Origin of the sequence: Sutcliffiella halmapala (genome assembly GCF_002019665.1) — a bacterium.
GTDB classification, from domain to species: domain Bacteria; phylum Bacillota; class Bacilli; order Bacillales; family Bacillaceae_I; genus Sutcliffiella_A; species Sutcliffiella_A halmapala.
Genome location: NZ_KV917375.1, coordinates 2,820,733 through 2,838,711, shown reverse-complemented (window position 1 = coordinate 2,838,711; position 17,979 = coordinate 2,820,733). Strand labels below are relative to the sequence as shown.

Sequence of the window (17,979 nt, the reverse complement as noted above, 5' to 3'; positions counted from 1 at the left end):
AATAAGGAGTGAGTGTATGCCAGAAGGCAAGATTGTCAAAGCACTGAGTGGATTTTATTATGTTTTGACAGCAGATGGCCATATAACCCAATGTAGAGGTAGAGGGGTATTTCGCAAAAATAAAATTACCCCTCTCGTTGGGGACTCGGTTGTTTTTCAAGCAGATAATGACCGAGAAGGGTATATTCTAGAAGTCTTATCTCGAAAAAATGAGCTAGTTCGACCGCCTATTGCGAATATTGATCAAGCAATCCTAGTATTTTCTGCATTAGAGCCTGAATTTAGCACCGTTTTATTAGATAGATTTTTAGTTTTAATCGAATCAAAAGAAGTAACCCCTCTTATTTGCATATCTAAAATGGATTTGATTGATGAAGATGAAAAACTAATAAGCTTCGCTGAATATTATCGTAATATTGGCTACGAGGTTGTGCTAACTTCAACAAAGGAACCAGAACAATTAAAACAAATTCTACCATATTTAAAGGATAAAACATCCGTTATCGCTGGACAATCTGGCGTAGGAAAGTCCTCTTTATTAAACGTGTTACGACCAGAATTAGAGTTGAAAACCAATAATATTTCCACCCATTTAGGTCGTGGAAAGCATACAACACGCCACGTGGAGCTAATGGAAATAAATAATGGTTTTGTTGCAGATACACCTGGTTTTAGTTCACTGGAATTCTTAGAAATAGAAGCAGAAGAAGTAAAAGAGTATTTCCCTGAATTCGTCAATCTTAGTGATCAATGTAAATTCAGAGAGTGTACACATGTAAAGGAGCCGAAATGTGCAGTGAAGGCTGCTGTTGAAGGAGAAGAAATTGCCCCATTTCGCTATAAACATTACTTATCATTTGTAGAAGAAATAAAAGACAGAAAGCCGAGGTACTAATATGATTAAAATTGCCCCCTCTATCCTAAGTGCAGATTTTGCTAACCTTCAAAAAGACATTCAAGAAGTGGAGCAAGGTGGAGCAGACTATATTCATATTGATGTAATGGACGGTCACTTTGTTCCCAATATCACAATAGGACCGCTAATTGTTGAGGCTGTACGTCCAGTAACAACACTCCCATTAGATGTACATCTAATGATAGAAAATCCAGATCAATATATTCCTGCATTTGCAAAAGCAGGGGCAGATATAATATCTGTCCATGTAGAGGCGTGTCGTCATTTACACCGCACAATCCAGCTAATCAAAGCACAAGGAGTAAAAGCTGGAGTTGTACTTAACCCAGCAACCCCTGTCGAAAACATCGTCCCTATTCTGGATGATGTAGACCTTGTCTTATTAATGACGGTAAATCCAGGTTTTGGAGGACAAGCATTTATTTCTAGTGTACTTCCAAAAATCAAACAGGTGCGCTCACTTATCGAAGAAAAGGGATTGTCTGTCGAGGTAGAAGTAGACGGAGGAGTTAATCCAGAAACTGCCGCACTTTGTGTTGAAGCTGGTGCAAACGTATTAGTGGCAGGCTCAGCCATTTACCAAAAGAAAGATCGTAAGCAAGCAATTTCAGCCATTCGTGGGGATTTAACATAATTATTTAGGGATTCCCCCATCAGTTGTAAGCAGAAGAGTCTTCATTATGAAGGCTTTTTTATTTTTAGGGCTCTGTTTAACAAGTATTCCTATCTTCAGGACTGACACCCATACAAAGAAATTTGCACCATGGTTTATGAAAAATTTGAACAATATGTTGAACCCGTCTCCCCTGTAGATCGTAGTGCAAGGTGTGAGACTCCTGCGGGAAGTAGCGTTTTGTGGAGACCCCGCAGGCAAAGCCGAGGAGGCTCCACAAGCGCCCCGCGGAAAGCGAACACCTGGCACGGAGATCTACAGGGTGTGTAATGTGCTACCCTCTATTTTCAGGGGTAGCCTATTACAAAAGGAAGTAAAAAATTTATATGGCGAATGCAATAGAAAATTACTCGAATGATAGGTTATGATGGTCGAATAAATCAAATAGAGCCCCTAAAAACAAATCAATTATTCAGAAACAAGGAGCAAAAAAGATGATTATACATATAGTAGCAGGTGGACCTAGAAATCAGTTGCCTGACCTAAAAAAAACAAATAACGAAAACATAATCTGGGTAGGTGTAGACAGAGGAGTCCATTATTTATTAGAAGAAAATATCAAGCCAGTAAAAGCCTTCGGCGACTTTGATTCTGTAACAGAGACAGAGCTTAGTCACATGAGAAAAGAGTTAAAGGAAATAGAGATATTTCCAAGTGAAAAAGACGAAACAGACACAGAAATCGCCGTAAACTGGGCTTTAAGTAAGAAACCTGACAAAATAAAATTATTCGGAGTAACAGGAGGAAGACTCGACCACTTCTTTGGTAATGTGCAACTGCTAATAAAAGGGCTTCAACAAGGAACATTAATTAGTATTCATGATAAACAGAATGTCCTATTCCTAGTAAATAAAAGCAAGCATTCCATTGTAAGAAGCTCAGTATTACCATATATTTCTTTTATTCCCATAACCCCAAATGTAACGGCACTGACGCTGGAAGGGTTCAAGTATCCGTTAAAAAATAGGAATATTCAATGGGGCGACACACTATGTATAAGTAATGAACTAGATAATGAAATTGGTACTTTTTCATTTAAGGATGGCATATTAATGGTGATAAGGAGCCGTGATTTATCCCCTATTATTTAACGGATCTGTACATCAGTACGTAATTATTCATTTATTAATAATGGTAAAAAGTTCGGAGGAGGGAAAGGGAATGAGATTTTATACAATAAAGTTGCCAAGGTTTTTAGGTGGAATCATCCGTGCGATGCTGGGTTCGTTTAAAAAGGAGTAAAGCACCTAAATTAGGTGCTTTTTTGATAGATATACCAGATAAATAATTTAATCATGTTAACTAAAAATGTTAAGTATGAATAAAAAGGTGCTTGAACAGAAAAACTCAAAGTAAAAAGCGACAGGAAACCCTGTCGCTTTTGTATGTGCGCCTGATTTACACGCGCTCAACTTTACCTGATTTTAAAGCTCTTGCAGAAACGTATACACGCTTTGGTTTACCATCTACTAAGATACGAACTTTTTGAAGGTTTGCACCCCAAGTACGTCTTGTAGAGTTCATTGCGTGAGAACGTGCGTTTCCAGAACCAGTTTTTTTACCAGTAATTACACATTTACGTGCCATGTTAAATTCCCTCCTAACTACAAAGAAACATCAATCAATATTTTCATACTAATGAGAAAATACATTCTTATTAGTGTAAGAAAAACAATCCAGCTACCTTTCGACTATAAGAAGTAGGCATTTGTAACGTCTTTCTTCTGCAAATTAAACTGTAGAAAATACTTATATAATTTAACATACAACCCGCCTCATTGCAATAGTTCTAAAGAAAGCTTTCAAGAAAAAAGCCTTGACATACATGTTTCTAGCATTCAGTATAATAATAGTATTGTTACGATAGTAATCGCCTTCTTTCAAAAACCTTTAATTTATAGTAAAATAGCGAGTAGATAAGGTGAAAAAACCAATTGAAGGGGGAACCTTTATGTCCATCGAATTAAAAACATCTTATGGTCACATAGATATTTCTAATGATGTAATTGCAACTATTGCAGGAGGAGCAGCTATTGACTGCTACGGTATCATAGGAATGGCTTCCAAAAGTCAAATTAAAGATGGGTTATCAGAAATTCTTCGAAAAGAAAATTTCACAAAGGGCGTTATTGTACGTCAAGATGAAGATCAGCTACATATTGATATGTACATTATTGTAAGCTATGGGACGAAAATTTCAGAAGTGGCGCATAATGTTCAAACAAAAGTAAAATACACCCTAAATCAAATGCTCGGTCTTTCCGTGGAATCATTAAACATCTATGTACAGGGAGTTCGAGTTACGAACCCGTAATAAGGAGGAAAATTTAGTGTCAGTAAAAGTTCTAAATGGGAAACGTTTTGCACAAATGGTTATTCAAGGTGCAAATCATTTATCTAACAACGCCAAGATTGTTGATGCGTTGAATGTGTTTCCGGTGCCAGATGGGGATACGGGAACGAACATGAACCTTTCTATAACTTCAGGAGCTAAGGAAGTTAGGAATAATGTATCAGAGCATATCGGTAAGGTTGGTTCTGCTCTGGCTAAAGGCCTACTTATGGGTGCAAGAGGTAACTCAGGAGTAATTCTCTCTCAATTATTCCGTGGATTCTCGAAACATATTGAATCAAAAGAAACGATTACGAGTCAAGATTTTGCAGAAGCTCTAGAAGCTGGTGTCCAAACTGCCTATAAAGCAGTAATGAAGCCAGTTGAAGGTACAATCTTAACTGTTGCAAAAGATGCTGCGAAAAAAGCAGTAAGCGTTGCCAAAAACGAAGATGATATTATCGTTTTAATGGAAGAAACGTTAAAAGAAGCAATTGCATCTTTAAAACGTACTCCTGATCTTTTACCTGTATTAAAAGAAGTCGGTGTTGTAGATAGTGGTGGTCAAGGTTTAGTTTATATCTATGAAGGCTTCTTAGCAGAGTTGAAAGGGCAAAGGATTGAAGATATCGTATCAACTACTTCTATGAACGAATTAGTAAATGCCGAGCATCATAAAGGTGTACAAGCTCACATGAACACAGAGGACATTGAGTTTGGGTACTGCACAGAGTTTATGGTGCGCTTTGAGGCGGAAAAATTACCTTTTACAGAAGAAAATTTCCGTAATGATTTATCTCAATATGGAGATTCTTTGTTAGTTATTGCAGATGAAGAGCTAGTAAAAGTACACATCCACGCTGAACAACCAGGTGATGTGTTAACATATGCACAAGGCTATGGTAGCTTAATTAATATGAAAATTGAGAATATGCGTGAACAGCATAGTAACCTTCTTTTTGAAGAAGAGAGTTATGCAACTCCAACTATTGCACCTGAAGTAAAGAAAAAACGTGAAAAGTTTGGTATTATCGCAGTTGCAATGGGAGAAGGGATTTCTGAGCTATTTAAGAGTATCGGAGCGAAGGCTGTTATTGAGGGCGGTCAAACGATGAATCCAAGCACGGAGGATATCTTAAAAGCGATTGAGGATGTTTATGCAGATAACGTTATTATTCTGCCAAACAACAGTAATATCGTAATGGCGGCAAAACAAGCTGCGGAAGTTGCGGAGCAAAATGTTGTGGTAGTTGAAAGTAAAACAGTTCCTCAAGGAATGGCTGCGATCTTAGCATTCAATCCTATTGGAGAACTAACAGAAAATGAAGCAACAATGAAGGAAGCTTTAAAATCAGTAAAAACTGGTCAAATTACCTTTGCTGTAAGAGATACGAACATCGATGGCATTGAAATCCAGAAAAATGATTTCATGGGAATTGCAGATGGTAAAATTGTCATTACAAGCAAGGACAAAAAACAGGCTGCAAAAGACCTACTTGATACGATGATGGACGAAGAGGCAGAAATCTTAACCGTGATTTACGGAGAAGATGTAGCTGAAGATGAAGTCGAAGCGTTAGTAGAAGAACTAGAGCAAGCTTACCCGGATGCAGAAGTAGAAGTGCATAACGGAAAACAGCCGTTATACTCTTATATATTCTCGATTGAATAGTAGTAAAACCTAATAGAACTTTTAGGAATCTACGTAAAACTAAAGGAGGGTTAATACCCTTCTTTTGTCTGTTTACAAAAAAATGATAAACTTTGTTATAATTGTCGCGTAGGGGGAGTGGGAAAAAATGAAATATAGAAGTGTATTTGACATAATCGGTCCTGTCATGATTGGTCCATCTAGTTCACATACTGCTGGTGCTGCTAGAATTGGTCGAGTTGCCAGAAGTTTGTTTGGGAGACAGCCAAAATGGGCAACCATTTCTTTTTATGGCTCATTCGCTAAAACCTATAAAGGTCATGGTACAGATGTTGCTATTGTTGGAGGATTACTTGATTTTGATACCTTTGACGAAAGAATTAAAACATCCTTAGCAATTGCAGAGTCTTTAGAAATGCGGATTTCTTTTCACGAAGAAGATGCAATTACCGATCATCCTAATACTGCAAAAGTACTGATTGGCGATGACGAAGGTGAATTAGAATTAGTTGGGATTTCGATAGGTGGCGGAAAAATTGAGATCACAGAGTTAAATGGTTTTGAGCTAAGACTTTCAGGAAACCACCCAGCATTACTAGTCGTGCATAATGATCGTTACGGTGCCATAGCTGCAGTTGCTAATGTACTTGCGAAATTCGCGATTAATATAGGTCATATGGAAGTTTCCCGGAAAGAAAAAGGGAAACAGGCTTTGATGACAATAGAAGTAGATCAGAATATCAATGATGCTGTTATAAAAGAGTTATCTGCACTTCCACATATAACACAAGTAACGAAGATAGTAGATTAACTTTCAAAAAATATTGTTAACGCTTTCATCTCGTCGAGGGGGAAATTAAAATGTTTCGTAATGTTGCTGAATTAATAGAGATTGCTGAGAGTACGAATAAAAAAATATCCGAAATTATGATTGAGCAAGAAATGGAGTTCACAGGGAAAACCAGAGAAACTATTATTGCTCAAATGGATAAAAACCTAGAAGTAATGGAACAAGCTGTAGAACGGGGGTTACAAGGAGTTAAATCAGTTTCAGGTTTAACTGGTGGTGACGCAGTACTACTTCAAAGATATATCGAAAAAGGAACCTTTCTAACGGGTAAAAATATCTTAGATGCTGTAAGTAAAGCTGTCGCAACTAATGAAGTGAATGCGGCAATGGGAACGATCTGTGCCACGCCAACTGCCGGCTCTGCTGGTGTTGTTCCGGGGACACTTTTCGCAGTGAAGAATGTTTTAAATCCGACACGTGAAGAAATGATTAACTTTTTATTTACTTCAGGAGCTTTTGGATTTGTTGTTGCGAACAATGCATCAATTTCAGGTGCGGCAGGTGGGTGCCAAGCAGAAGTAGGTTCGGCTTCTGGGATGGCAGCAGCAGCAATAGTGGAAATGGCAGGGGGGACTCCAGATCAAAGTGCCCAAGCAATGGCCATTACGCTTAAAAACATGTTAGGATTAGTTTGTGACCCTGTTGCAGGCTTAGTAGAAGTCCCATGTGTAAAGCGAAATGCAATGGGGGCTGCAAATGCTATGGTAGCAGCGGATATGGCCCTCGCAGGAATTACTAGCACCATTCCTTGTGATGAAGTTATTGACGCGATGTACAAAATCGGTCTAACAATGCCAACAGCACTTAAAGAAACAGCACAAGGAGGGTTGGCGGCGACACCAACTGGACGTGAGCTAGAAGCGAAAATATTTGGTGTTCCCTTACAAAAAGGTGAGTAAATTAGCTGAAACATCGATTACAAATTTAAAAGGAATTGGCGAAGAAACGGCTAATTCCCTTTATGCCATGGGGATTCAATCGGTCGAGGATCTACTAATGCATTTTCCATACCGCTATGAAGATTATCGGCTGCGGGATATTTCAGAAGTAAAACATGATGAAAAAATTACAGTCGAAGGGAAGGTTCATGGCGAACCTTCTCTTATGTATTATGGGAAAAAGAAATCAAGATTAACGTTTAGGTTATTTGTGGGGCGCTTTTTAGTAAAAGCGATTTGTTTTAATCGCCCGTTTTATAAGAACAAGCTAGCGATAAACGACACCGTTACTGTAACTGGAAAATGGGATCAGCATCGTCAGACTATTACCGTTTTAGAAATACACTTTGGTCCATTTACAAAGGAAAAAGAAGTGGAACCAGTATACTCCGTAAAAGGAAACATCACGGTAAAACAAATGAGGAAATTTATTGGCAACGCACTTAAGGTATATGGAAACGAGCTTGAAAGTTCATTGCCATCATCGTTATTAAGTAAATATAAATTGCCATCAAAAAGTGACTCTATTCAAGCATTACATAATCCAGTTAATCAAGAAGTGTTAAAGCATGCCAGGCGTTATTTTGTCTATGAAGAATTTTTATTGTTTCAATTAAAAATACAAGCCTTACGTAAATATAAACGTGAGCATTCTAAAGGTATTATTCATAACTTTACTGAGAAGGCTTTACTTGACTTTATTGCAACGCTTCCATTTCCGCTAACAGGTGCACAACAGCGTGTATTAAAAGAGATTTTGGGTGATTTATCTACCCCATTTAGGATGAATCGTTTATTACAAGGGGACGTTGGATCAGGTAAAACTGTAGTTGCGGCTATATGCTTATACGCATCTTGTTTATCAGGATATCAAGGTGCACTTATGGTACCGACTGAAATCTTAGCAGAACAACATGCCCAGTCCTTAACAAGCCTTTTTGCGAACACCCCTTTAACAATTGAACTCTTAACAAGTTCAGTAAAAGGAAAACGTCGAAGAGAACTATTAGAAAGACTGGGAAAAGGTGAAATAGATATCCTAGTTGGGACTCATGCCCTAATCCAAGAGGAAGTGGATTTTTCTCGATTAGGGTTAGTTATTACGGATGAACAGCATCGGTTTGGGGTGGAGCAAAGACGAGTGCTGAGGGAAAAAGGGGAAAGCCCAGATGTGTTATTTATGACGGCAACTCCCATTCCAAGAACGCTCGCAATCACTGCATTTGGAGAAATGGATGTTTCAGTAATAGATGAGATGCCTGCCGGTCGTAAGGTGATTGAAACTTATTGGGCTAAGCACCAAATGATTGACCGAGTATTGGCTTTTGTAGAAAAGGAACTCCAAAAGGGTAGACAAGCTTATGTAATTTGTCCGCTTATAGAAGAATCCGAAAAGCTTGATGTCCAAAACGCTATCGACGTACATGATATGTTGACTCACTATTACGATGGTAACTGGAATATTGGCTTAATGCATGGACGACTTAATTCAGACGAAAAAGAAAAAGTCATGCAGAAATTTAGTGAGAACCATGTTCAAGTTTTAGTTTCAACAACGGTGGTAGAGGTCGGGGTGAATGTGCCCAACGCAACAATGATGGTTATTTATGATGCCGAACGCTTTGGATTATCACAATTGCACCAGCTAAGAGGACGTGTTGGGCGAGGTTCCGAACAATCCTATTGTATATTGTTAGCCGACCCTAAATCTGAAGTTGGAAAAGAGCGAATGAAGATCATGACTGAAACAAATGATGGGTTCGTTTTATCGGAAAAAGATTTAGAACTAAGAGGACCTGGTGACTTTTTCGGGAGAAAACAAAGCGGTGTACCAGAATTTAAAGTAGCAGATATGGTTCATGATTATCGAGCGTTGGAAGTAGCAAGACAGGACGCTTATGAGATGCTTCATTCATCAGATTTTTGGGAAGAAGATCAATATCAAGGTCTACGTAATGTAATTGAGGAATCAGGTGTGCTAGATGGAGATAAGCTTGATTAATAATGGGGAGTTTGGCTTGTAGTAGCCAGCTTCCTTTTCAAGTTCTAAAATTGTGTAATTACGAGCAATCTTTCCTTTTTACGCACATTTTTTCTTGCAATCTGACGGACTCCTATATATACTACTATTAGTACCTAGTCATAATAGTTCGGATGGTGTTAAAAAGGATGAAAAGAAACAAAAAGGAGCGTCAATTATCGTTAAAAGATAAGATTAAAGAGAACCCTTTTATTACGGATGAAGAATTGGCGGAGTTTTTTCAAGTTAGTATTCAAACGATTCGATTAGATCGTTTGGAACTTAGTATACCAGAATTACGAGAAAGAATTAAAAATGTAGCTGCGCGAACACTAGAAAAAGAGGTGCGCTCATTACCCCTTGACGAAGTGATCGGAGAGATTATTGATCTTGAGCTTGACCATAGCGCCATATCGATTTTTGATGTACAGAATGAGCATGTTTTTAGTCGAAATAACATCACACGAGGTCACCATTTATTTGCACAAGCAAACTCCTTAGCGGTAGCGGTGATAAATGATGAACTAGCATTAACGGCAAAGGCAACCATTCGTTTTACCAGACCTGTAAAGGTAGGAGAACGAATTGTAGCGAAAGCGGTTGTAAGTAAAGTGGATAATGAAAAAGGTAGAACAACCGTTGAGGTTAAGAGTACCGTTGGTAGTGAAAAGGTATTTCATGGTGAATTTGAGATGTTTCGCTCTACAAGTTTTTAATATAGCAAAGGCAGGTAGTAAACATGATGAGAATTGCAATTGATGCTATGGGTGGCGATCATGCTCCTAAATCCATCGTGGAAGGGACAATGAAGGCGGTCGAGGCTTATTCTGATGTGACATTCACATTAGTTGGAGATGAAAGTAAAATCCGTCCATACTTAACGAACGACAAAAATATTACGATTATACATACAGAAGAAGTAATCTCTGGAGATGAAGAGCCTGTCAAAGCGGTTCGTAGAAAAAAGAATTCCTCTATGGTTCTAATGGCAAAAGAAGTGAAAGAAGGTAATGCAGATGCTTGTATTTCCGCTGGTAATACAGGTGCATTAATGACTGCTGGCCTTCTAGTAGTAGGTCGAATCAAAGGCATTGAAAGACCAGCACTTTCACCTACCTTCCCAACAATAGGCGGAGAAGGATTTGTAATGCTAGATGTAGGTGCAAATGTTGATGCTAAACCTGAGCATTTATTCCAATACGCCTTAATGGGTTCTATTTATGCAGAAAAAGTTCGAGGTGTTAAAGCACCGCGAGTTGGATTGTTGAATGTTGGTACGGAAGATAATAAAGGTAATGAGCTAACAAAGGCTACCTATGAATTAATAAAAGAATCTGGTGCTGTTCATTTTGTGGGAAATGTTGAATCGCGTGACCTTTTAACAGGTGTTGCTGATGTAGTAATTACAGATGGATTCACTGGTAATGTCGCATTGAAAGCTATCGAGGGCACAGCACTATCAGTGTTTACCATGTTAAAAGATGCATTAACAAGCGATTTTAAAAGCAAACTAGCAGCCGCTGTTTTAAAGCCGAAATTGAAAATAATAAAAAATAAGATGGATTACTCAGAGTATGGGGGAGCTGCACTATTCGGTTTAAAAGCACCAGTAGTGAAAGCACATGGTTCATCTGATGCGAACGCTTTTTTTAACGCAATTCGCCAAACGAGAGAAATGCTCCAATCAGACATGGTTGGCACGATAACAACGACGATTGAAAAAATGGAATTTGTCACAGAAAGTGAGAACGGAGGACAATAATGGGTAAAGTTGCATTTGTTTTTCCAGGTCAAGGCTCTCAGAGTGTTGGGATGGGGCAAGAACTTGCAAATGAATACACAGAAGTTAATGCTATTATTAAAAATGCAGATGAAAAGTTAGGGTTTAACTTATCGTCCCTTATGTTTGAAGGGCCTCAAGAAGAGCTTACTTTAACATATAACGCTCAACCTGCACTCTTAACAACTAGCATTGCGATTCTTCAAAAATTAACAGCTGCAGGGATTACGGCTGATTATGTAGCAGGACATAGTCTTGGTGAATATTCCGCTTTAGTTGCAGCAAATGCGATAAGTTTTGAAGATGCTGTTCATACGGTGCATTTACGCGGTAAATTTATGGAAGAAGCTGTCCCGGCTGGAGAAGGAACGATGGCAGCAGTTCTGGGCTTAGATGAAGTATCGTTGAAGGAAGTAACAGATACAGTTACAAGTGAAGTAGCGCCGGTTCAGCTTGCTAATTTAAATTGCCCTGGTCAAATCGTTATTTCCGGATCAGCTGAAGGTGTAAAAGTAGCTTCGGAAAAAGCAAAAGAAAAAGGTGCAAAACGAGTAATTCCTTTAGTTGTGAGTGGACCATTTCACTCAAGTTTAATGAAACCAGCTGCGGAAAAACTTGCTGCAACACTCGCTAGCATTAACATTCAAGATACGAAAATGTCTGTCATTGCAAATGTCAATGCAGAAGAAATGAGTGTAGCAAGTGAGATGCGTGAAAAATTAGTTCAACAATTATATTCTCCGGTACGTTGGGAGCAATCTGTTGAAAAAATGATTGAACTAGGAGTAGACACATTTATTGAGGTTGGTCCAGGCAAAGTATTATCAGGCCTCATTAAAAAGATTGACCGTAAAGTAACGACAATTCCTGTCTATGATTTGGAAACGTTACAAAAAGCAATCGAATATTTCGAAGTGGAGGGTTCAACAAATGCTTAAAGGAAAAACAGCTGTCGTAACAGGAGCATCACGTGGAATCGGCCGTGCGATTGCTTTAGAATTAGCAGAACAAGGTGCAAATGTAGTTGTGAACTACGCTGGTAGTGAAGCAAAAGCACATGAGGTAGTAGAAGCGATAAAAGATATGGGTGGAAATGCTATTGCTGTTCAAGCGAATGTAGCAAGCATGGATGAAGTACAGGCAATGATGAAGGAAAGCCTTGCACAATTTGGCACCATCGACATTCTTGTAAATAATGCTGGTGTTACAAGAGACAATCTACTTATGCGGATGAAAGAAGATGAATGGGATGATGTTATTAATATCAACCTAAAAGGTGTCTTTAATGCCACGAAAGCTGTAACAAGACAAATGATGAAACAGCGTTCCGGACGAATTATCAACATCGCATCTATTGTTGGTGTTAGTGGAAATCCTGGGCAAGCTAACTATGTGGCAGCTAAAGCTGGAGTAATTGGGCTCACCAAAACAACTGCTAAAGAACTAGCAACAAGACATATTACAGCGAACGCGATTGCTCCTGGCTTTATCACAACTGACATGACAGATAAGTTAACAGAAGAAGTGAAAACAGAAATGTTAAAGCATATTCCATTAGCACGATTTGGAGAAGCAAAAGACATCGCATCAGTTGTCTCCTTCCTAGCATCCGAAAAAAGTTCCTACATCACCGGCCAAACAATCCACGTAGACGGCGGAATGGTAATGTAACAAGAAAAGCGGAACGGCTCGTTCAGACCTGATAAGCATAAGACAAAAGCCAAGCGAAGCTGACACACAAAATGCAAAAGATTGAAAACATCTGGTTTTTTTTGAAGAGTTTCTCTATAATACTTGAGGGGAGGTGAAAGTTATGGCAGATGTATTAGAGCGTGTAACAAAGATCATTGTTGATCGTTTAGGTGTAGACGAGTCTGAAGTAAATCTTGATTCTAAATTCAAAGACGATTTAGGTGCAGATTCTTTAGATGTAGTTGAACTAGTAATGGAGCTTGAAGATGAGTTTGATTTAGAAATTTCAGACGACGAAGCAGAAAACATTACAACGGTTGCCGATGTGGTTAACTACATAAATGCAAACAAATAATGTTTCACTTTTAAGTCCCACTCGAATGTGGGACTTTTATTTTTTGAGAATGTAACACTTTCTGAGGGTGGTTCGGGAAATTTGAAAAACCCCCAGCTACATATATAGAAGAGGTGCAAAGTAGGTTAACTGTTTTCGCAAATTGCACCATAATATGCAACAAAATTTATAAAAAGAGCCTTCAGAAAAAGATTTTTACATAAAAGAGGATAAATGGTGTAAGATGCTATTTGTAACCTAGCAATAATTTGTTAAAATAGTGATGTTATACATCTTTCATTACAGAAAAGAAAAAGTCTGCTTAGAGAAAGAAGATTGTATGTTGGAGGCACCTTTATGACGAGAAATAGAAGTCGATTAAATGAGAAGAAAAATGAAGCGATTAGCAAGAAGTTCCAAAAGCTTCAAGAAGAATTAGGCGTTGAATTTCAAAACGAAAAGTTATTATATCAAGCTTTTACCCATTCATCGTATGTGAATGAGCATCGGAGAAAGCCATATGAGGATAACGAGCGATTAGAATTTTTAGGAGATGCTGTTCTAGAATTAACAGTTTCTCAATTTTTATATAAAAAATTCCCAATGATGAGTGAAGGGCAATTAACGAAACTGCGCGCATCTATTGTTTGTGAACCTTCCTTGGTATCCTTTGCAAATGAACTTTCCTTTGGGACTTATGTATTATTAGGTAAAGGAGAAGAATTAACAGGTGGACGAGCTAGACCTGCGTTGCTGGCAGATGTATTTGAAGCTTTTATTGGCGCTCTATACTTAGATCTTGGCTTACCTGCAGTCTTCTTATTCCTCGAAAAATATGTGTATCCAAAGATTAATGAAGGTGCTTTTTCTCATGTGATGGATTATAAGAGTCAATTACAGGAATTGATTCAACGAAATGCTCTAGGTGCTATCGAATATGAAGTGTTAGAAGAAAAAGGACCTGCTCATAACAGAGAATTTGTTTCGAAAGTTTCTTTAAATAAAGAAGAACTTGGAACTGGAATAGGTCGATCAAAAAAAGAAGCAGAACAACACGCGGCACAATTTGCCTTAGAAAAGTTAAAAAACTTGAAATAGTAGACTGAAATAGAAGAGGGAGGGCGATCCAATGGTGCCTGTTTATGGCTATAAGGATCGCCTTCTTTCCTCGTGTACTGAATAGATGAATAGATTAGAGTAAAATGAGGTGAAGTAGAATGTACCTCAAACGATTAGAAGTGGTTGGATTTAAGTCGTTTGCAGAAAGAATTTCCGTAGATTTTGTGCCAGGTGTAACGGCGGTAGTTGGTCCAAATGGAAGTGGAAAAAGTAATATTATTGATGCTATCAGATGGGTTCTGGGGGAGCAATCTGCCAAATCCCTGCGTGGAACAAAAATGGAGGACATTATCTTTGCAGGAAGTGATAGTAGAAAAGCCTTAAATATTGCAGAAGTTACCTTAACTCTTGATAATAGCAATCGCATCTTACCGATTGATTATATGGAAGTAAGTGTGACGAGGAGAGCATTTCGTTCCGGAGATAGTGAATTTCTAATAAACAAACAAACATGTAGGCTTAAAGATATTGTGGACTTGTTTATGGACTCTGGACTTGGGAAAGAAGCATTCTCCATTATTAGTCAGGGCAAAGTAGAAGAAATCCTTAGTAGTAAGGCAGAAGAACGCCGTAGTATCTTTGAAGAAGCAGCAGGTGTTTTAAAATATAAATCTCGAAAGAAAAAAGCAGAGAGTAAATTGTGGGATACCCAAGAAAATTTAAACCGCGTGTCTGATATTTTACATGAATTAGAAGGACAAGTTGAGCCCTTAAAGATACAAGCTTCCATTGCGAAAGATTATTTAGAGAAAAAAGCTGAATTGGAGCAAATTGAAGTAGGGGTAACTGTTTATGAAATTGAAGAACTCCATCAAAAGTGGGAAAAGAATTCAGAAGAAGTAAAAGAAAGTACAGAAAAAGAAATCAAACTGTCTACAGAATTAGTTCATAAAGAGGCAACTCTTGAGAAATATAAGGACCATGTGGCAGCGTTAGATGAATCAGTAGACTCTCTCCAACAAGCATTAGTAGTGGCTAGTTCGGAGTTAGAAAAGTTAGAGGGTCGAAAAGAAGTACTCAAGGAACGGAAAAAGAATGCAACAACAAATCGAGCGCAACTAGAAAAATCTTCAGTAGAGTTGGCTCAATTTCTAGATACGCATAAAGAAAAGTTAAAAATAGAACAATCAGTGTTAGACACACTGCATCAAGAACTAGTTATGACAGAACAACAGTTAAAAGAAAAACAAGGTATTAATGAGTTATTTGATCAAAACATTGAAGAAAAAATTGATGCATTGAAAAGTGAATATATTGAACTATTAAACAAGCAAGCAACAGTTCGTAATGAGCTTTCCTATCTGGAGCAACAAGAAAAACAGGAAGAAATGAAAATTTCGAGGCTTGATGAAGGAAACAAAAAATATGTCAATCAGCGCTTAACTACAAAGGAAAAAAAGAAAGATATCGAGTATGACCAAAAACGTGTACAAGATGAACTACATCAGACAATAGACAACTATAGAAAAGAACAAGCTACATTAGAGCAATTTAAACAGTCCTATCAAAAGAAAGAAACGACGCTATATCAAGCATATCAATTCTTACAGCAAACAAGATCTCGTAAAGAAATGCTTGAAACGATGCAAGGTGATTTTGCTGGCTTTTTTCAAGGAGTAAAAGAAATCCTAAAAGCTCGGGATGAAAATAAGCTCTCAGGCATTAAAGGTGCGGTTGCTGAAATCATCCAAGTTAAGCAAGAGGTGGAAACTGCTATTGAAATTGCGCTTGGAAGTGCAACTCAGCATATTGTGGTGAAGGATGAACAAAGTGCTCGTTCTTCTATCCAATATTTAAAGAATAATGGCTATGGTCGGGCGACCTTTTTGCCATTATCAGTGATGAAACCAAGAACCATTCCGGAATATCAGATAGGACAGATTAGTCAGCATGAAGCATTTGTTGGTGTGGCTGCTTCTTTAGTAGATTGTGCTCCTGCGTATGAAAATATTGTCCTTAACTTACTAGGAACGATTGTTATTGCTAAAGATTTAAGGGGAGCGAATGCGTTAGCAAGCATCCTTCAACACAGGTATCGGATCGTCACCTTAGAAGGCGATGTCGTGAATCCAGGGGGTTCGATGACTGGAGGAGCCGTTAAGCAAAAAACTAACAGCTTGTTAAGTCGTAGTCGTGAGCTTGATTCTATTACAGCTAAACTTGAAGAAATGGAAGGCAAAACGGCACTTCTAGAAGATCAAGTTAAAACTTTAAAACAAAAAATTACTGAAAAAGAAGTTCAAGTACAAACATTAAAAGATTCCGGTGAAGAGTTACGCTATAAAGAGCAGCAGTTGCTAAGCCAAATTCGTGAGATTGAGCTAGAAGAAAAAAATGTGAATGAACATTTAAGTTTGTATGACTATGAAAAGCAACAGTTAACATTATCCATCAAGCAAGCGGTTGAACGTAAAGGGAAATTGGAGCTAGACTTAAAACACGTGGGACTTAGTATAGTAGAGCTTGATAAAGTAATTTCAGATCTTAATACAAAGAAAAATGAACAACACACGTCAAAAGAAGCCATCCAACATGAATTAACACAATTAAAAGTTGATTATGCAAGTAAAAAGGAAAAATTGCATAATCAGTCGGAAAAAGTGGTAACGATTAAGCAAGAGCTGGAACATTCCCAAGAAAAACTGACAGAAGTACAGGAAGATTTAGACCTTCTGCAAGGTGAAATGAATAATAATTCCTCTGGAGAACAAAAGTTAGAAATTGCAGCCAAAGAAAAGTTGCAAGACAAAAATACTACGATGAAATTAATCGCTGAAAGACGTGCTCAGCGTTTAACGATTTATGAAAAAGTAGAAAAAGAGGAAATAGAATTAAAGGAACTTAAGCGACAATATAAACAGCTTTCGGACATTTTAAAAGCAGAAGAGGTAAAGTTAAATCGACTAGATGTGGAACTTGATAATAGACTTCACCATTTAAGGGAAGAGTATATGCTATCATTTGAAGCAGCGAAACATGATTATCCTCTAGAGATACCTATCGATGAGGCTAGAAAAAAATTGAAACTCATTAAGCTTGCGATTGAAGAGTTAGGCTCGGTCAATATTGCGGCTATTGAGGAATACGATCGTGTTAGTGAACGTTATTACTTCCTAAAAGAGCAAAAAGATGATCTACAAGAAGCAAAAGACACGCTATACCAAGTAATTGGTGAAATGGATGAGGAAATGAAAAAGCGCTTTGAAACGACATTCACCAATATTCGTGCACATTTTCATGATGTTTTTCGTTCGTTGTTTGGGGGAGGACGCGCCGATTTAGTACTGACAGACCCAAATGATATGCTTAATACGGGTGTAGACATCGTGGCTCAGCCTCCTGGGAAAAAGCTTCAAAACCTCGGATTATTATCGGGTGGAGAAAGAGCGTTAACGGCGATTGCCCTATTATTCTCAATTTTAAAAGTAAGACCAGTTCCGTTTTGTATTCTTGATGAGGTAGAAGCGGCTCTGGATGAAGCGAACGTTCACCGTTTTGCACAATATTTAAAACAATTTAGTAAGGATACCCAGTTTATTGTCATCACGCATCGTAAAGGAACAATGGAATTTAGTGATGTTCTTTATGGGGTAACGATGCAAGAATCAGGAGTATCTAAGCTAGTTTCTGTTCGATTAGAAGAGTCAAAAGAACTTGTTCAATAGAGAGGAAGA

At 38.0% G+C, this 17,979-nt stretch carries 17 protein-coding genes; 16 read left to right on the top strand and 1 reads right to left on the bottom strand.

What is annotated here, in order from left to right; all coding sequences use genetic code 11:
• The first annotated feature begins 16 nt into the window (after positions 1-16).
• From rsgA to spoVM, 4 genes are all read left to right on the top strand, one after another.
• On the top strand, positions 17-895 hold the full coding sequence (gene rsgA / locus BK580_RS14020; RefSeq protein ID WP_078380940.1) for a ribosome small subunit-dependent GTPase A: 879 nt from the start codon (positions 17-19) through the stop codon (positions 893-895).
• Between the two features lies 1 nt (position 896).
• The gene (gene rpe, locus BK580_RS14015; RefSeq protein WP_078380939.1) at positions 897-1,550 is read left to right on the top strand and encodes a ribulose-phosphate 3-epimerase; all 654 of its coding nucleotides are present in this window, start codon (positions 897-899) and stop codon (positions 1,548-1,550) included.
• A gap of 473 nt (positions 1,551-2,023) precedes the next feature.
• Positions 2,024-2,680 (top strand): thiamine diphosphokinase, encoded by a 657-nt coding sequence (locus BK580_RS14010; protein ID WP_078380938.1) that lies wholly within the window; start codon positions 2,024-2,026, stop codon positions 2,678-2,680.
• Between the two features lie 70 nt (positions 2,681-2,750).
• Positions 2,751-2,831, top strand: a complete 81-nt coding sequence (gene spoVM, locus BK580_RS14005) for a stage V sporulation protein SpoVM (protein WP_078380937.1) — start codon at positions 2,751-2,753, stop codon at positions 2,829-2,831.
• A gap of 156 nt (positions 2,832-2,987) precedes the next feature.
• Here spoVM and rpmB read toward each other — a convergent pair whose 3' ends face one another.
• A complete protein-coding gene (gene rpmB / locus BK580_RS14000) occupies positions 2,988-3,176 on the bottom strand; it encodes a 50S ribosomal protein L28 (RefSeq protein ID WP_010193132.1) in 189 nt (62 codons plus the stop codon).
• A 364-nt stretch (positions 3,177-3,540) separates the two neighbouring features.
• Here rpmB and BK580_RS13995 point away from each other — a divergent pair, with 364 nt between their 5' ends.
• The 12 genes from BK580_RS13995 (at position 3,541) to smc (ending at position 17,970) form a co-directional block, all read left to right on the top strand.
• Positions 3,541-3,903, top strand: a complete 363-nt coding sequence (locus BK580_RS13995) for an Asp23/Gls24 family envelope stress response protein (RefSeq protein ID WP_078380936.1) — start codon at positions 3,541-3,543, stop codon at positions 3,901-3,903.
• A gap of 16 nt (positions 3,904-3,919) precedes the next feature.
• A complete protein-coding gene (locus tag BK580_RS13990; RefSeq protein ID WP_078380935.1) occupies positions 3,920-5,593 on the top strand; it encodes a DAK2 domain-containing protein in 1,674 nt (557 codons plus the stop codon).
• A gap of 127 nt (positions 5,594-5,720) precedes the next feature.
• Positions 5,721-6,383: an L-serine ammonia-lyase, iron-sulfur-dependent subunit beta gene (gene sdaAB / locus BK580_RS13985; protein ID WP_078380934.1), complete on the top strand. Its 663-nt coding sequence runs from the start codon at positions 5,721-5,723 to the stop codon at positions 6,381-6,383.
• A gap of 50 nt (positions 6,384-6,433) precedes the next feature.
• Complete coding sequence (gene sdaAA, locus BK580_RS13980) at positions 6,434-7,321, top strand: L-serine ammonia-lyase, iron-sulfur-dependent, subunit alpha (protein WP_078380933.1); 888 nt, start codon at positions 6,434-6,436, stop codon at positions 7,319-7,321.
• A complete protein-coding gene (gene recG / locus BK580_RS13975; RefSeq protein ID WP_078382776.1) occupies positions 7,314-9,362 on the top strand; it encodes an ATP-dependent DNA helicase RecG in 2,049 nt (682 codons plus the stop codon). Before sdaAA ends, recG begins: the two co-directional genes overlap by 8 nt.
• Before the next feature lie 167 nt (positions 9,363-9,529).
• Positions 9,530-10,096: a transcription factor FapR gene (gene fapR, locus BK580_RS13970; protein WP_078380932.1), complete on the top strand. Its 567-nt coding sequence runs from the start codon at positions 9,530-9,532 to the stop codon at positions 10,094-10,096.
• A 26-nt stretch (positions 10,097-10,122) separates the two neighbouring features.
• Positions 10,123-11,142 (top strand): phosphate acyltransferase PlsX, encoded by a 1,020-nt coding sequence (gene plsX / locus BK580_RS13965; RefSeq protein ID WP_078380931.1) that lies wholly within the window; start codon positions 10,123-10,125, stop codon positions 11,140-11,142.
• Entirely contained in the window at positions 11,142-12,098 is a 957-nt protein-coding gene (fabD, locus tag BK580_RS13960; RefSeq protein ID WP_078380930.1) for an ACP S-malonyltransferase, read from the top strand. Before plsX ends, fabD begins: the two co-directional genes overlap by 1 nt.
• Positions 12,091-12,831, top strand: a complete 741-nt coding sequence (gene fabG, locus BK580_RS13955) for a 3-oxoacyl-[acyl-carrier-protein] reductase (RefSeq protein WP_078380929.1) — start codon at positions 12,091-12,093, stop codon at positions 12,829-12,831. The genes fabD and fabG overlap by 8 nt, the downstream gene beginning before the upstream one ends.
• Before the next feature lie 142 nt (positions 12,832-12,973).
• Positions 12,974-13,207, top strand: a complete 234-nt coding sequence (gene acpP / locus BK580_RS13950) for an acyl carrier protein (RefSeq protein WP_078380928.1) — start codon at positions 12,974-12,976, stop codon at positions 13,205-13,207.
• 336 nt (positions 13,208-13,543) lie between these two features.
• A complete protein-coding gene (gene rnc, locus BK580_RS13945) occupies positions 13,544-14,284 on the top strand; it encodes a ribonuclease III (protein ID WP_078380927.1) in 741 nt (246 codons plus the stop codon).
• 119 nt (positions 14,285-14,403) lie between these two features.
• A complete protein-coding gene (gene smc / locus BK580_RS13940) occupies positions 14,404-17,970 on the top strand; it encodes a chromosome segregation protein SMC (protein ID WP_078380926.1) in 3,567 nt (1,188 codons plus the stop codon).
• Positions 17,971-17,979 lie beyond the last annotated feature (9 nt).

Bases quoted from the DNA above. Each gene is read 5' to 3' on its own strand.
- rsgA (WP_078380940.1), top strand. From the start codon at position 17: ATGCCAGAAGGCAAGATTGTCAAAGCACTGAGTGGATTTTATTATGTT.
- rpe (WP_078380939.1), top strand. From the start codon at position 897: ATGATTAAAATTGCCCCCTCTATCCTAAGTGCAGATTTTGCTAACCTT.
- BK580_RS14010 (WP_078380938.1), top strand. From the start codon at position 2,024: ATGATTATACATATAGTAGCAGGTGGACCTAGAAATCAGTTGCCTGAC.
- spoVM (WP_078380937.1), top strand. From the start codon at position 2,751: ATGAGATTTTATACAATAAAGTTGCCAAGGTTTTTAGGTGGAATCATC.
- rpmB (WP_010193132.1), bottom strand. From the start codon at position 3,176: ATGGCACGTAAATGTGTAATTACTGGTAAAAAAACTGGTTCTGGAAAC.
- BK580_RS13995 (WP_078380936.1), top strand. From the start codon at position 3,541: ATGTCCATCGAATTAAAAACATCTTATGGTCACATAGATATTTCTAAT.
- sdaAB (WP_078380934.1), top strand. From the start codon at position 5,721: ATGAAATATAGAAGTGTATTTGACATAATCGGTCCTGTCATGATTGGT.
- sdaAA (WP_078380933.1), top strand. From the start codon at position 6,434: ATGTTTCGTAATGTTGCTGAATTAATAGAGATTGCTGAGAGTACGAAT.
- fapR (WP_078380932.1), top strand. From the start codon at position 9,530: ATGAAAAGAAACAAAAAGGAGCGTCAATTATCGTTAAAAGATAAGATT.
- plsX (WP_078380931.1), top strand. From the start codon at position 10,123: ATGAGAATTGCAATTGATGCTATGGGTGGCGATCATGCTCCTAAATCC.
- fabD (WP_078380930.1), top strand. From the start codon at position 11,142: ATGGGTAAAGTTGCATTTGTTTTTCCAGGTCAAGGCTCTCAGAGTGTT.
- fabG (WP_078380929.1), top strand. From the start codon at position 12,091: ATGCTTAAAGGAAAAACAGCTGTCGTAACAGGAGCATCACGTGGAATC.
- acpP (WP_078380928.1), top strand. From the start codon at position 12,974: ATGGCAGATGTATTAGAGCGTGTAACAAAGATCATTGTTGATCGTTTA.
- rnc (WP_078380927.1), top strand. From the start codon at position 13,544: ATGACGAGAAATAGAAGTCGATTAAATGAGAAGAAAAATGAAGCGATT.
- smc (WP_078380926.1), top strand. From the start codon at position 14,404: ATGTACCTCAAACGATTAGAAGTGGTTGGATTTAAGTCGTTTGCAGAA.